We start from the raw sequence: 13,593 nt of genomic DNA, 5'->3' as shown, positions 1-13,593 counted from the left end.
CATGATCGCTCGCCCGGCAACAGGGCAATTACCGAGCCGATTTCAGCCTGCATTGCGGCGAGCATCAATCGCAGGCGGGTGCCGGGGTTGACCTTCCCGATCTCAGCTCTTGATAATCGAGAGTATACAACCGAGCGTGGCGCCAGTGAAATCGAGAGGCGGTCCGTTTTCTGTCCGGCTGCGATTTCGCGCTGTCGGCCCCCGCCCGGTACCGTTTGTGCCGGCGCCCCCAAACGGGGACGCCCCGCCCACTGTGAGTGTAAAAATGCTTCGAGCCCTGACTCTTCTGGCACTGGCAGCTCTCATCGTCCGTGCCGCCGTCGTCGCCGGCCGCCACCCCGCCGCGGCTTCCGGAGGGCAGCCTGTAACGATCGAGATGAGCGTATGGGGTATGCCGTGGGAGAACGACCTCTACACCAAGGTCTACATCCCGGAGTTCGAGCGTGAAAACCCCGGCATCAAGGTGCGCTTCCAGTATTTTGAGGACTACCCCAACCGCCTGCTTCTTTCGCACGCGGGCGGAATCGCCCCGGATGTGATGCGCCAGAACATCGATTTCGCGATGCTTTGGATGCGCAAGGGCGTGAACCTGCCGTTGGATCAGTTCATCGACGGACCGGACGGCATCGACCGCAATGACTTCCTGCCCGTCACGTGGCAGGGAATCCAGTACAAAGGGCAGACGTTCGGCGTGCCGCAGGACGTGAACATCCTCGCTCTGTACTACAACAAGACACTGTTTGACAAGGCCGGGATCGGCTACCCGGACGCATCCTGGACCTGGGACGATCTCAAGCGGGCCTCCACGCGCCTGACGGAGGACAAAGACAGGGACGGGCATCCGGAGGTCGTCGGACTGGACATGGGGTGGGGGGGCTGGTCGTTCCGGCCGTTCCTGTACCAGGCGGGCGGGCGATTCTGGAACGAGGATCAGACCCGCACCGTGATCGACAGTCCGGAGGCGGTGAAGGCGCTGCGTTACTACAAGAGCCTTATGCGCACATACAGCCTCACACGTTCGAACTCGCAGCGAGGCGGTCTGGGGCCGGATAAGTTCTTCGAACAGGGCAAGGTGGCGCTTTTCATCGACGGCAGTTGGCGGACCCCTTCGCTGAAGAAGAACGCGCCGGGCCTGCGCTTCGGCGTCGCGCCGCTGCCGCGGGGCAAACGGCCCATGTCGGTGAGCACGTCCTGTTTCTGGGCGGTCAGCAGCCAGAGCAGGCATCCGGATGCCGCGTGGAAGCTGGCGAAATTCCTGAGCAGCACCGACGCGCTCACGCGTTATTGGCAGTACCTGTGGGTGGCGCCGCCGGCCCGGTGGTCCGCCCTTCGCTCTCCCGCGTTCCGCAACGTCACCGGAGCACCCGGGCGCATTCCGGCGCTGACCACTCAGGCGGAATGGAAAGAGAAATGCGCGTGGATACCCGAAGTGCTGGAAAACGGATGGACAACCGTGGAGGTGGACGGACCGTATTCCAGCCAGTTGATGCTCCACCTCAACGAGGCGGTGGACCGGGTGCTGCTGGAAAACGCGGACCCAGCCACGGTCCTGCGCGAAGCGGCGCGCGCCACGAATGACGATATCCGAAAAGCGCGCGAAAACGAGGCACACCCATGACGAATCCGGATCCCGCCACGAAGAGGGTGATGTCCACCCGGCCGAACGTTGGCACGAAAAGGCCACGAAAGCGACGCAAGGGCTCGGAGGGCTGGGACTTCATCGCGCCGGCGCTCCTCATCATCTGCGTGTTCGTCGTGCTGCCTTGCGTGTGGGGCATCGTGCTCAGCTTCACAGGTTTTGACGGCATCCTGCCCGCCCGCTTTGTCGGGGCCGCCAATTACCGGCGCCTCGCGGAAGACCCGCTGGTTCGAAGCACGCTCCTCAATACGGTCCTGTACGTCGCCCTCACGCTGCCCGCCGGCCTGATACTCTCGTTGATCGTTGCCCTGGCGCTGAACGAAAAGTGGTTCGCCGGCAGGTCTGTCACACGGGGCATCTACTTTCTGCCGAATATTACCAGCCTGGTGGCCGTGGCCTTCGTATGGGAGTGGCTGCTGAACCCCGAGTATGGCCTCGTAAACGCCGGCCTTCGCGGGATCGGGCTGCCCGGCCAGGGCTGGCTCAGCAACCCGAACCTGGCGATGCCGTGCGTGGCGATGGTGGCGGTATGGCACGGATTGGGCTTCAGTGTCCTCGTGTACATGGCCGGCCTTCGCTCCGTTCCCGGCGAGGTCTACGAAGCCGCGCGGATCGACGGCGCCGGCGCGTGGCAGCAGTTCCGGCACGTCACCTGGCCGCTGCTCACGCCCACCACGATGTTCCTCACCATGATGGGCGTCATTGGCGGGTTCCAGGTGTTCCAGAGCGTTTACATCATGACAGGCGGCGGCCCGCTGGACCGCACGCGTGTATACCTGTTCTACCTCTGGCAAACCGGCTTCCAGAACCTGGAGATGGGCTACGCATCGGCGCTCGCGGTCCTGTTGTTTGTGATCGTCCTCTGCCTGACGCTCGTTCAATGGCGCTTCTTCAACCGGAGGATGTCCACATGGCAGTAATCCCTCTCTCAGCCGGGACGAAGCCCGCGCGGGTACGGCGTCTCCCGCTGGGCAGAACCGCAATGCGGGCGCTCATCTGGTTACTGGTGGTGGCCGGCGCGCTCACGATGGTGCTGCCGTTTCTCTGGATGGTGTCCACATCGCTGAAAACCGATGCCCAGGCGTTCCTGTGGCCGCCCAAGATCCTGCCCTGGCCGCCGCAGTGGCAGAACTACCGGGATGCGTGGCAGATCGCCCCGTTCGGCCGCTTTTTCTTCAACAGCGCGGTGGTGAGTTTCTCGGTTATGGGCATGAGCCTGCTGCTGAACAGCCTTGCCGCCTTCGGCTTCGCAAAATACCAGTTTCGCGGCGCACACGCCCTGTTCATCGCGGTGCTGGCCACGATGATGATCCCGGGCCAGATCACCATGATCCCGTGCTTTCTGCTGATGAAGCACCTCGGGTGGCTGGACTCGTACGCGGGCCTGACGGTGCCGGGATTCGCGTCCGCGTTCGGCATCTTCTTCCTGCGGCAGTTCATGATCACCATCCCGGGCGACTATATGGACGCCGCGCGCATGGACGGCGCTTCGGAGCTCGCCATCTGGTGGCGCATCATCACCCCGTTGGCCAAACCGGCGCTGGCGACGTTGTCCATCTTCACATTCCTGGGTACCTGGAACGACTTCCTCTGGCCCCTTATCGTGGTGAAGAGCGACGAGATGCGCACGTTGCCGCTGGCGATCTCCGCCCTCTCTTCGGGCCATTACGTCATGAGCTGGCCGCTCCTGATGGCCGGGGCCTGCTTCGTTGTATTTCCGGTTCTCATCGTCTACATCTTTGCCCAGCGGTTCCTGGTGGAAGGCATCGCCCTGGGCGGCATCAAAGGCTGAAACCATGAGAGAACTCTGCTATTTGCTGCTCCTTCTGGCCGCCGCCGTTGCCGCGGGCGCCGCGCCGCCGTTGAGTCCGTTCACACAGCCGCTGGGCACAGGGCCGCACTGGACGGTAAGGAACGGAATCACCCTGGCCCTGCACGATGCCTATGTGCCGGGTGAACCGGGGGGAGTACCGCGAGGGCTGATCCGCATCGTCCTGCCGGTGACGCCCGGAAACGCCGGCTTGCGCTCGATCAACTTCATCGCCGTCGAACCTTGCATCGAGGAGGGGAAGCGCGACCTCAGCGAGCTTCAGCCGAGCCCCAGCGACGGCAAGCCGGGCATAAAATTCTGGTTCGGCCCGTTGAAACGCACGAAGGACCGCCTCCGGCAAACGATCCGCATGGAAAAGTTCGCGAACGGAGCTCACCCGTATTTGATCGCGGAACTGCGGGCGGACAGCCCCATGGAGGTCCGGTTCGAGGTCTACGCGGAAAAGGACAGCGCCCCGATGAGGACGTGCATCCTCACGGCCACTATGGGCAATCTCCAGCGCCTGCGCAACCTGCATCTCAAAGACAGGACCGCAACGGTCTCCGATGCGCTGCCGGAGGACCCCGGAACGGGGTTCACACGGCACGCGGTCTTCCCGCTGGGAGAGCTAAAACGCGACAAGTCCGGCGTAATCGTGATGGCGGACGGGAGCGAAAAGGAAGCGTGGCGCCTCTCGCGCCAGATCCCAGAGCGAAGCTGGTGGCGCTATGAGGGCCCCAATTTCACCCAGTACTGGCGCCAACCGGAACCCGTGGACCCCGATCTCCGGGTGCTTGTCAACGCGCGCAAGGCCTACTGGAGCAGCAGCGATCCCATCCCTGGCGGCAAGGCATTCGAGAACTTCGAGATGAACGCCACGTTCCATTCCGGCCAGATCTTCATTTTCGGCGTCATACGCCCGGCGCCTTGAAGATCGGACCGGGTTCGAGGGCTCAGAGCCCCAGCGCTATCCGGAGGATGGCCGTCGCGTCCTGAGCCGTTATTCCGGAAGCGCCGTCCCAGTCCAGAGCGGGCCAATCTCCGGCGCCGGGGGCGGCGAGGCCAGAAGCGATCTGCAGGGCGCGGGCGGCATCCTGGACGGTGTACGGTATCGCGCCAACGGCGCCGGGCAAAGTGATGGTGTAGTTCGCGTCCTGCGTGGCGCCGGACCAGTATTGCATGTTGAAGTCAGTGACTTCCATGAACCGGTACCACAGCCCGCTGGAGTGCTGGACGCGCAGGATCGCCACGCCGTTGGTGAGGCCGTACGTATCCTGGATCATCCCTGAGCTGAAGGGATTGCGAGGCATATCGGCCAAGCCCCTGCTGTCCGTGGTGAAGAAAAGGTCCGGCGTGTTGTCAAATGTCTTGCCATACCAGCCGGGGCCGCCGGTGGCCTGGTACAGTCGGATGTCCGCGCCGGCCACCGGCCGGCCCTGCGAGTCGACGAACCGAACGTGATTGCGCTGGGGCAGGTCGTTAAGGAAGGCGCCGATGTTGCAAGGCGCATTGTAATTGCCGCACAGCGCGCGGTGTCCGGCGATGAGGTTCAGCGCGGCCGCTTCGTAAGGGCTCCAGACGAAACCGTAGGGACCCGTCATAATGCCGCCGCTCTTGTTGTAGTAGAGCACTTCGTTGAACGCGATAAACGGCATCAGGGCCGTGCCTGCTACCGGCTTCCCGTCCTCCTGGATCTGCACGGAGTCGTAACCCTGGCCGGTCGACGGATTGTAGGTGTTGTGAACGTCATAACCGTACTGATCCACCAGGTAGCGGGCGTGGCCCAGCTCGTGAATCAGGGAGCCCTCCAGATAGAACGGGTTGTTGACGTCGGTGGAGGTTGTATTGGAATACTGAGTGCTGCCGGTTACCTGAATGGCCGGAAACCCCCACATGAGGTCCACGGTTTTGTCGCTCATATCCGGGTCGTTTGTAGCAAGGCCGCCGTGCAACGGCAGAGCGCCATCCGGCACAACCACGATCTTGTCGATTCGTACGCGGTCCAGAACGCCATGCGGGGTCAACGGATAAATTGCGGAGGCGTAGAGCGAATTCTGCCGGGCCATCTGGCGCTGTATCCAGTCCTGCCACGAATTGGAGCCTATCTTCAGGTCCTGCTGATGGGCGTGGAAATAGTTGTAAGCCGTCTGCTCAACCCAGAATCCGGCGATGATGGAGTTGGTACGGTCCGTGATGCTGTTGTTGGATTTGGTCGTTTCGGCGATCGTGTTGGCCGGGTCGATGGTGAAATTGACCGTGTGGTTGCCTGATTGCCACGTCCACGGAAGCGTAAGGGTCTTCTCCGAACCGGCGGCTATCGAGTCGATGACGCCCGTGGTGGGCGGGTCCGAATCGATCTGCCAGCTGAAGGGCACGGAATTGACTGCCGCGGCGCCCCAGTTGATCACATGCGCGGTGAAAGTCACAACGTCACCGGGCGCGGGGTTGTTCTTGGCGGCGTCGTAATCGTAGCGCGGGGTCCGCTCGATGTAGGTGACATCGAGGTCGGTCGGGGTTACTGCCTGCACACCTGACGCTGAGGCCAGGACGGAGATGAAAAGGGCAAACAATCGCCTTTGCATGGGACTTCCTTCCAACACCGCGGCGGGTTAAATACCGGAGGCCGCTTCACCAGATCAAGTATGACCAAAGATGCCGCCTTCCGGCGACGGCGGGTGTCGCTCCGGCCCCGGACCTGAGAGCATTCTCATCTTCGCCTAAGGCCCTTCTCAGGTACAGCGCTCAACCTGATCGTTGAGGATGACTATTGTCCCCTTTCCCGGAGGAGTAGAAGGATGAAGAAGACCGCGTTGTTCGTAGCGCTCTCCGCGCTGATCGCGTCCGCCGCGATGGCCGCACCGAAACCGAAAGCCAAAGCGCCGGCCCCCAAAGTCAAGGTTACGGCTGTCCAGGCGTCCAAAGCCGCGCTGGCGAAGTACCCCGGCAAGGTTGTAGGCAAGGTCGCCCTGGAGAACGAAGACGGAAAGTGGCAGTACGCCGTGAACGTTCGCTCAGCCAAGACGCTTCGCGAAGTGATGGTGGACGCCAACACCGGCAAGATCGCCAGTGTGGAAGTGACCAGCCCCAAGGAAGAGGCCAAAGAGGCCGCCGCCGAGAAGAAGGCCGCCGGCAAAGGCGCAAAAGCGAAGCCGGTCGAGAAGGGTGAGGCTAACGAAAAGGACTGAGGCTACGTCCAATCGTTATCTACCGGTACAGGCCGGTCCCCCGCGCAAGCGCGGGTGGGCCGGCCTCCGTTTGAAACGCCTCACGGCACATACTTTTACTTATGAGACCGCAATACCGTCATCCAGTTTGGCGCTCGTGGTGCCTCGCCCTTCTCGCGGCGGGCATCGCTTCCGTCGCGTTCGCGGCGGCGCCGATACCGCTTTCGCTGGCCGAAGCCGTCCGTCAGGCGCATGTCCATAGTTTCCCGGTGCGGGGAGCGGACGCGCGACTTAAGGGCGCCGCGGCCGGGATCCGGGGCGCCCGCGCGCTGCCCAACCCGACGCTCACGCTGGCAAAGCCCTACGGCAGCACGGAGACCGCCGGGTTCGACGAAGATGTCGTGCTCAGCCAGACGGCGGAACTGCCCGGCAAGGTTGGGCCGAGGGTCCACGCGGCGCAGGCCGAACGGGATGCCGCCGCCGCGAACTTGGCGCTTGCCGAGTTGGACGTCACGCTCGCGGTAAGGACCGCCTACTTCTCCGCCCTGCGGGCGGACGTGGAGCGCGCCCTGGCCGCCGATTCACTGGCGGAGGCGGAGGCGTTCGCAACCGCCGCTCAGGTCCAATTCCAGGCCGGCGACGCCGCCCGCAGCAATGTCCTTCGCGGCGAGGTGGAAACGACCCGGGCCCGGCAGGCGCTGGACGCCGCGGACGCGGAGCGCGAAAACCGTTACGCCGCACTGAGGAGCCTCGTCGGCCTGCCCGCGAACGCCGCTCTGGAACTGGCGGACAAGCTGGAGGGCGTAGCCTTCTCGCAGCCACTCGAAGGGCTGCAGCAGAGGGCGCTGCGGCAGAGGCCAGACCTCGCCGCGGCCCAGCGGCTTCGCGAAGCCCGGTCATCGGACGTCTCGGGCGCGCGCGCAGCGTGGCAGCCGGATATCTTCGTGGAGGGCCGCCATTCCACCCTCAACCCTTCCACCGGGGGAAGCTCGGTCCGCATCGGCCTCACGCTGCCCCTCCTGGACCTCGGGCGTGACCGCGCCGCGGTCGCCTCGGCGAAGGCGGCGCTCACCGAGCAGCAGGCAGCGCTCGCTGAATCGACGCGAACGGCAACGCTGGAGGTCGATGAGGCCTACCGAATGCTCACGCTTTCACAGAAATCGGTCGAATCATTCCGTTCGGGCCGGCTCGACCGCGCCAGGGAGCTCCTGGAAATGGCGCAAACGGGCTACGAACACGGGGCTTCATCCTATCTGGAGCTCCTCGATGCGCAGCAGATATATCGGAACGAGCAGGCCGATTACGCCCGGGCGCTGGCCGACGAGAACACCGCGCTGGCGACTTTGGAGCACGCTGTTGGAGGACCGCTGACGTGAGGACCGGCAACGTAAAGGGAATCGTTTTGGGACTGACTGCACTGGCGCTCGCCGGATGCGGGCGCTCGAATAAGGCAGACCCGGCGGGCGAACCCGCCGCGGCGCCGGTCGCCGTGGAGACGGCGCGCGTGACGGTGCAGCCGATGGAGACGATCGTCGTGGCCCAGGGTACGCTCGCGCCGGCGCAGGGAGACTCCGCAAAGGTGGCGGCCGTAACGGCGGGGCGCATCGAGACGATTCCGGTCCGCGAGGGCGATCGCGTGGCGGCGGGCCAGGTGGTCGCGACACTTGACAGCCGCGCTTCCAACGCTCAGGCCAACCAGGCCCGGTATGGCGCGCAGGCGGCGGAATCGGACAGGGTCAGCGCCCTCCGCGCGGCGCGCCTCGCGCTGGACGCCGCCGGGATCGACCGGGAGGCCGCGCTTCAACAGGCGCGCACGACCCTCCAATCGGCAGAGACGGATCTGGCGAAGACCCGCGCAGGCGCGCGCCCGCAGGAAATCGCCCAGGCGGATCAGGCGGTACGTCAGGCCCAGGCGACCCGGGATCGGGCGGCATCGGAGATCGAGCGCGTCAAATACCTCAATGAGAAGGGTATCGTCCCGAAGCGTCAATTGGAGGATGCACAGACGGCGCTCAGCGTCGCTGAGTCCGGTCTGGGCAGCGCGAAGGCCCAGGCGAGCCTCGTGCGCGCCGGTTCGCGAATCGAAGACGTCCGGGCCGCCGAACTCCGGGTGCAGGCCGCTCGGGAAGCGCTGGCACAGGCGCGAAAGAGCGGAGACGCCCATGTGCGCCAGGCCAAGGCGGCATTGAGGCAGGCCGAGCAGGGGACCCTGCTGGTGGAGGCGAAGCGCCAGGAGGCGATATCAATGCAAGCGGCGGCGGCGTATACCGTGCTGCGCTCCCCCATCCCGGGGATAGTGACCCACCGGATGGCCAACCCCGGCGATACGGCCGATCCCGCTTCGCCGATCCTGGAAATCGCCAATACAACGTCCCTCAACCTCCTCGCGAATCTGCCCGAAGGCGAGGGCGCGGGCGTACGACCGGGCCAGATTGTGCGCCTGAACGCGGGGCCGCAGACGGCGGCGGGACGCGTCCTCACCGTTGGCCAGGTGGATCCGCAGACAAACCTTCTCAGCGTCCGCATCGCCGTGGCCAACCCGGGCGGGCGCCTGAAGCCGGGCTCGTTTGCCATGGCCCGTATCATCGTCCACAGCGACCCGCGCGGCGTGGCCATCCCGAAGGAGGCCGTGGTTTCGCGCGAGGGCAAAAGTGTGGCCTTCACCGTCTCGCCGGATGGCACGGCGCACCAGCGGACGGTAACCCTCGGCCCGGAACAGGACGCCTTCGTGGAAGTGCGCTCGGGACTCAAGCCCGGTGAAACGGTGATCCGCGTCGGGCAGTATGAGTTGCCGGACGGCGCCAAAGTGAAGCCCGCGGGGGCGCAGGCGCAATGAGGCTATCGCGCTTCGCCACAGGGCATATCAAGGCCATCCTGTTCGTGACAGCCGCGCTCTGCGTAGTGGGCGGATGGCTCCTCTTCACATTCCCCGTCGCCATCCTGCCGGATGTAACGTTCCCGCGCCTGGTCGTCATCGCCGAGGGTGGCGACGCGCCCGCGCAGATGATGGAAGCCAGCGTCACCCGGCCGCTGGAGCAGGCCGTGGCGAACGTGCCGGGCGTGCGCAAGATCCGCTCCACCACGCAGCGGGGCGCCAGCGAGCTGTCCATCGATTTCTCGTGGGGCACCGATATGCTCACCGCACAGCAGATGACGCAGGCGCGCATCAGCGAGGCGCGGACGAACCTGCCGCCGGATATCGAGGTGACGGCGGAACGCATGAACCCCACCGTGTTCCCCATCTATGGGCTCTCGCTGCGCTCGAAAACGCTCTCGCAGTCCGAGCTGTGGACCCTCGCCACCTACACTCTGCAGCCCCAGCTCGCCCGCGTGCCCGGCGTGGCCCGCGTGGTGGTGCAGGGAGGACGCGCGCCGGAGATCGCCGTTGAGGTCAATCCGCAGCGGCTCGCCGCCTATCACCTGTCGCTTCCGGATATCGAGGAGGCGCTGACGCAGGCAAACGTCGTCCGGTCCGCCGGGCGCATGGATCGCCGCTTCCAGAACTACCAGGTGCTGGTGTCAGGCGAAACGGCGACGCTTGCCCAACTGGAAGGCGTCACCGTCGCGGAACGAGGCGGCGTGCCTGTGCCGCTCAAAGATGTTGCGACGGTTCGGGCTTCGGTGCAGGACCGCACCACCGTGGTAACGGCGGACGGCGCTGAGGCGGTGTTGCTGAACATCGTGCGCCAGCCGGACGCGAACACGATGTCCGTGGTGCAGGCAGTGGTAAAGACGATGGAACGGTTGCGGGCCGACCTGCCGCCCGGCATCGATGTCGGCACGTTCTACGATCAGTCCGTCCTCATCCGCGAAGCCGTCGGCAGCGTTCGGGACGCGGTGCTGATCGGCTTTGTCCTCGCGGTGTTTGTCCTGCTGATGTTCCTGGGAAATGTCCGGGCCACGCTCGTGACGGGCGCGATCATCCCTCTGACGGTGCTCATCACGTTCCTCCTGATGCGCCTCGCCGGGCTCAGTTTGAACCTGATGACGCTGGGCGCGTTGGCCGTTGGGATCGGACTCGTGATCGACGATGCCATCGTCGTGGTCGAGAACGTCTTCCGCCACCTGTCGCACGGCGAGGTTGCCGGCTCGGCGGTCCAGATGGCCGCCACGGAGATCGCCGCGCCGATGATCTCATCGACGCTCACGACCGTGGTCGTCTTCCTGCCTCTCGTCTTGCTCGGAGGCGTCGCCGGCGCATTCTTCACCGCCTTGGCCGTGACCCTCACCATCGCCTTGCTGGTCTCGCTCGCCTTGGCTCTCCTCGTCAGCCCATCCCTGTGTGCGGCGTACCTGCGCGTGCCGCACGGCGCCAGGGAGCACGGGAGGCTCTTCGAACGGACCATTCGCGCGTATGAACGGATACTTCGCTGGTCGCTGCGCCGGGGCTGGGTGCTGCCCGCCGGAGCCGCCGGAATCGTTGCGCTGACGCTGCTCTTCGCCACCCGTCTGGGAAGCGGATTCATGCCGACCATGGACGAGGGGGCTTTTGTGCTGGACTACCGGACGCCGCCCGGCACATCCCTGGCCGAGAGCGACCGTGTGCTGCGCCAGATCGAGAGGATTCTCGAGGACACGCCCGAGGTGCAGGGTTACTCCCGGCGCACGGGCACCGAAATGGGTTTCTTCATCACGGAACCGAACACCGGCGATTTTGCCGTGGTCCTGAAGGGCAGCCCCCGGCACAACATCGAGGCGGTGATGGACGAAGTGCGCGGCCGTATCACGGAGAGCGTTCCGGGCGTTGAGGTGGATTTCATCCAGGTCCTCCAGGATCTCATCGGCGATCTCGCCGGGGAGGCCGCGCCCATCGAGGTGAAGATGTTCGGGCCGAACCAGGCCCAACTCGAGGGCCTGGCTCGCACCGTGGCGGGCCGGCTGGAGGCCGTGAAAGGCGCGGTTGACGTTCAGAGCGGCGTCGTTGAGGCCGGACCGCAACTCGTCGCCCGCGTTGATCCGGTGCGCGCCGGCCGGGCGGGCCTCACACCGGACGCGGTGGCGAACCAGGCCAGGGCGGCGATGTTCGGCGATGTGGCCACCAAACTTCTGCAAGGCGACCGTCAAGTGGATGTTCGGGTTCGGTTCCCCGATGCCTTCCGGTCGGATGCCGTGTCGATGGCGGCGATCCCCATCCGCTCGCCGAACGGTTTCAACCTCCCGCTGTCGGCCCTGGCCTCTGTCGAGACGGTGCCGGGCACGACGGAAGCGCATCGCGAGGATCAGCGTCGGGTGGTGAACGTGACCGCCGGCCTCACCGGACGCGACCTGGGCTCCGTGATGCGAGACGTCTCTTCGAGCATGCGCAAGATGCCGCTGCCGCCGGGGGTGTCCTATGAACTGGGCGGGCAGTTCCAGAGTCAATCCGAGTCGTTCCGCGGGCTCCTGGGTGTGCTTCTGCTCGCCATCCTGCTGGTCTTCGCCGTGATGCTCTTCCAGTTCGGCAGTTTCACGGCGCCAAGCGTCATCCTGGCGGTGATGCCGCTCTCGCTCTTCGGCGTAACCTTCGGGCTGTGGGCCACCGGCACGCCGCTGAACGTGTCCTCGTTCATGGGGGCGATCATGCTGGTGGGCATCGTTGTGAAGAACGGCATCCTGCTGTTGGACCGCGCACAGAAGGCGGAGCACGAAGGCGTCCCATTTGAGGAGGCCGTGGTTCACGCCGGAGAGGTGCGCCTGCGGCCGATCCTGATGACGACGCTGACAGCGATCCTTGGCCTCGTTCCACTCGCGCTGGGCCTTGGCGCCGGCGCCGAGATGCAGAAACCTCTCGCCATCGCCGTCATCGGCGGCCTGACGTTCTCCACCATGTTTACGCTCGTATTTGCCCCTCTTCTCTACGTCGCGATGAGGCGCTGGCAAGTCTCCCGCCAGCCCGCGCCCGCCTCGGCGACACCTGTCTCTCAATCGAAAGGAGACGCTGAATGAAATTGCGAATCGCGCTGGCCGTCCTGGCCGGAACCGCCGCTGCCGCCGGCTGGGCGAAACCCGCCGCGCCGGGATACCAGATCGTGTCAAGCACCGTGATCGGTGGCGACGGCGGATGGGATGCCATCGAACTGGACTCCGCAGGGCGCCTGTATATCGGCCGATCCGCCGTCGTGCAGGTGTTTGACACGGCCAAACACGCGCTCGTCGGGACAATCCCCCAGACGGGGGGCGTCCACGACATCGCGTTCGACCCAGCCCTCGGCCGGGGTTACGTGAGCAACGGGGCCGACAACACCGTCGCGGTTTTCGACACCAAGACGCTCAAGCCCGCCGGGTCCATCCCTGTCGGCCGCGGTCCGGACATCATGATGTTCGATCCCGCCACTAAACGCGTGTTCAGCTTCAACGGCGGCACCAATGATACAACCGCCATCGATACCGCAACCGGCAAGGTCGCCGGAACGCTGGCTCTCGGCGGCAAGCCGGAGTTCGCCGTTCCGGACGGCAAAGGGACGGTATACGTGAACCTTGAGGATACCAGCGAGATCGTCGCCTTCGACGCGAAGGCGCTGACCGTCAAGAAGCGTTGGTCCCTCGCGCCGGGCGACGGGCCCACCGGGCTCGCGATCGATCACGTGCACGACCGCCTGTTCAGCGCTTGCGCCAACGGCATGATGGTCGTCTCCGACCCGAAGGCTGGCAAAGTGGTCGCCACCCCCGCGATCGGCAACGGGGCGGACGGACTGGCGTTCGACAGCAAGACGGGATTGGCATTCAGCCCCAACGGGCGCGACGGCACGCTGACCGTGATTCATGAGGACTCGCCGGACAAGTATTCCGTTGTGGAAACGGCGAAGACCGAGCCCGGCGCCCGCACCATGGCGCTGGACACCAAAAACGGACATGTTTTCCTCGTGACGGCCAAGCCGGACCCGGCGCCGCCGGCGCCCGGCGCCAACCCGCGCCGCCGACGATTCCTGGCGGGCTCGTTTGCAGTCCTCGAGGTCGTCCGCAAATAACCCGCGACGTGAGGTTCACGGAAGGCTGATGGA

The 13,593-nt window shown here is 65.2% G+C and carries 10 protein-coding genes; 9 read left to right on the top strand and 1 reads right to left on the bottom strand.

What is annotated here, in order from left to right; translation table 11 throughout:
* The first annotated feature begins 265 nt into the window (after window positions 1-265).
* From VGM51_08870 to VGM51_08855, 4 genes are read left to right on the top strand one after another with little or no spacing between them, the layout of a single operon-like run.
* A complete protein-coding gene (locus tag VGM51_08870) occupies window positions 266-1,618 on the top strand; it encodes a sugar ABC transporter substrate-binding protein (GenBank protein ID HEY3413156.1) in 1,353 nt (450 codons plus the stop codon).
* On the top strand, window positions 1,615-2,559 hold the full coding sequence (locus tag VGM51_08865; protein HEY3413155.1) for a sugar ABC transporter permease: 945 nt from the start codon (window positions 1,615-1,617) through the stop codon (window positions 2,557-2,559). The genes VGM51_08870 and VGM51_08865 overlap by 4 nt, the downstream gene beginning before the upstream one ends.
* Window positions 2,550-3,431, top strand: a complete 882-nt coding sequence (locus VGM51_08860) for a carbohydrate ABC transporter permease (GenBank protein ID HEY3413154.1) — start codon at window positions 2,550-2,552, stop codon at window positions 3,429-3,431. The genes VGM51_08865 and VGM51_08860 overlap by 10 nt, the downstream gene beginning before the upstream one ends.
* Window positions 3,432-3,435: 4 nt before the next feature.
* Complete coding sequence (locus VGM51_08855) at window positions 3,436-4,380, top strand: hypothetical protein (GenBank protein ID HEY3413153.1); 945 nt, start codon at window positions 3,436-3,438, stop codon at window positions 4,378-4,380.
* A 22-nt stretch (window positions 4,381-4,402) separates the two neighbouring features.
* Here the strand turns inward: VGM51_08855 and VGM51_08850 are convergent, their stop codons facing one another.
* Window positions 4,403-6,031, bottom strand: a complete 1,629-nt coding sequence (locus tag VGM51_08850; GenBank protein HEY3413152.1) for a CARDB domain-containing protein — start codon at window positions 6,029-6,031, stop codon at window positions 4,403-4,405.
* A 213-nt stretch (window positions 6,032-6,244) separates the two neighbouring features.
* Here VGM51_08850 and VGM51_08845 point away from each other — a divergent pair, with 213 nt between their 5' ends.
* From VGM51_08845 to VGM51_08825, 5 genes are all read left to right on the top strand, one after another.
* Complete coding sequence (locus VGM51_08845) at window positions 6,245-6,634, top strand: PepSY domain-containing protein (protein ID HEY3413151.1); 390 nt, start codon at window positions 6,245-6,247, stop codon at window positions 6,632-6,634.
* A gap of 101 nt (window positions 6,635-6,735) precedes the next feature.
* The gene (locus tag VGM51_08840) at window positions 6,736-7,989 is read left to right on the top strand and encodes a TolC family protein (protein ID HEY3413150.1); all 1,254 of its coding nucleotides are present in this window, start codon (window positions 6,736-6,738) and stop codon (window positions 7,987-7,989) included.
* Window positions 7,986-9,449 (top strand): efflux RND transporter periplasmic adaptor subunit, encoded by a 1,464-nt coding sequence (locus VGM51_08835; protein ID HEY3413149.1) that lies wholly within the window; start codon window positions 7,986-7,988, stop codon window positions 9,447-9,449. Before VGM51_08840 ends, VGM51_08835 begins: the two co-directional genes overlap by 4 nt.
* Entirely contained in the window at window positions 9,446-12,538 is a 3,093-nt protein-coding gene (locus VGM51_08830) for an efflux RND transporter permease subunit (protein ID HEY3413148.1), read from the top strand. Before VGM51_08835 ends, VGM51_08830 begins: the two co-directional genes overlap by 4 nt.
* Entirely contained in the window at window positions 12,535-13,560 is a 1,026-nt protein-coding gene (locus VGM51_08825; GenBank protein ID HEY3413147.1) for a YncE family protein, read from the top strand. The genes VGM51_08830 and VGM51_08825 overlap by 4 nt, the downstream gene beginning before the upstream one ends.
* Window positions 13,561-13,593 lie beyond the last annotated feature (33 nt).

The sequence above is a fragment of the Armatimonadota bacterium genome (assembly GCA_036504095.1).
Taxonomy (GTDB): Bacteria; Armatimonadota; DTGP01; order JAKQQT01; family JAKQQT01; genus DASXUL01.
This window is presented reverse-complemented; position numbering and strand designations above follow the sequence as displayed.

Bases quoted from the DNA above. Each gene is read 5' to 3' on its own strand.
- VGM51_08870 (HEY3413156.1), top strand. From the start codon at position 266: ATGCTTCGAGCCCTGACTCTTCTGGCACTGGCAGCTCTCATCGTCCGT.
- VGM51_08845 (HEY3413151.1), top strand. From the start codon at position 6,245: ATGAAGAAGACCGCGTTGTTCGTAGCGCTCTCCGCGCTGATCGCGTCC.
- VGM51_08865 (HEY3413155.1), top strand. From the start codon at position 1,615: ATGACGAATCCGGATCCCGCCACGAAGAGGGTGATGTCCACCCGGCCG.
- VGM51_08840 (HEY3413150.1), top strand. From the start codon at position 6,736: ATGAGACCGCAATACCGTCATCCAGTTTGGCGCTCGTGGTGCCTCGCC.
- VGM51_08855 (HEY3413153.1), top strand. From the start codon at position 3,436: ATGAGAGAACTCTGCTATTTGCTGCTCCTTCTGGCCGCCGCCGTTGCC.
- VGM51_08860 (HEY3413154.1), top strand. From the start codon at position 2,550: ATGGCAGTAATCCCTCTCTCAGCCGGGACGAAGCCCGCGCGGGTACGG.
- VGM51_08825 (HEY3413147.1), top strand. From the start codon at position 12,535: ATGAAATTGCGAATCGCGCTGGCCGTCCTGGCCGGAACCGCCGCTGCC.
- VGM51_08850 (HEY3413152.1), bottom strand. From the start codon at position 6,031: ATGCAAAGGCGATTGTTTGCCCTTTTCATCTCCGTCCTGGCCTCAGCG.
- VGM51_08830 (HEY3413148.1), top strand. From the start codon at position 9,446: ATGAGGCTATCGCGCTTCGCCACAGGGCATATCAAGGCCATCCTGTTC.